The following is a 540-nucleotide window of genomic DNA, read 5'->3' on the forward strand; positions in this document are numbered from 1 at the left end:
CTCCCCAACAGCAATCCTCGCATCCGCAACAACGCATCCATTCTCGTAGACGAAGACGGGATTCAGGTCCATCTCAACTATACCCTCTTTCTCGACCATCTCCCCAACTCTGACGATGAGATCGACAACGGCATTCACATCTCCCCTGAATCCCCTGTACCCGGAAAGCAGTCTGTATCCCTTGACCTCCCTGACCATCTCCTCCGCATCCTTTCGAGTTAGGGGCAGGAGCCTGAAGGAGACATCCTTTAAGAGTTCGACAAAAACCCCGCCCAGGCCGAACATCGCAACACTGCCGAACTGCTCATTCTCGGCAACACCCACAATAACCTCAATCCCCCTCTCCAGCATGGGCTGAACGTTCACACCCTCAGCATGCTCAATCGCCATGAGTCTGCCGAACACCCTCCTGACCTCATCCGGACTTCTGACGTTGAGAACAACTCCACCGACATCGCTCTTGTGAATGATCTTCCTGCCGGCAACCTTCATCACAACGGGAAATCCGATCTTCCTCGCAGCGGCAATTGCCTCATCCTC

General features: G+C 54.3%; 1 protein-coding gene. It reads right to left on the minus strand.

Features of this window, described 5'->3' with window-relative positions; translation table 11 throughout:
- A partial coding sequence (locus JFQ59_RS12335; RefSeq protein WP_202320809.1) for an acetate--CoA ligase family protein occupies positions 1 to 540 on the minus strand: 540 nt, incomplete at both ends.

The sequence above is a fragment of the Archaeoglobus neptunius genome, assembly GCF_016757965.1.
Taxonomy (GTDB): Archaea; Halobacteriota; Archaeoglobi; order Archaeoglobales; family Archaeoglobaceae; genus Archaeoglobus; species Archaeoglobus neptunius.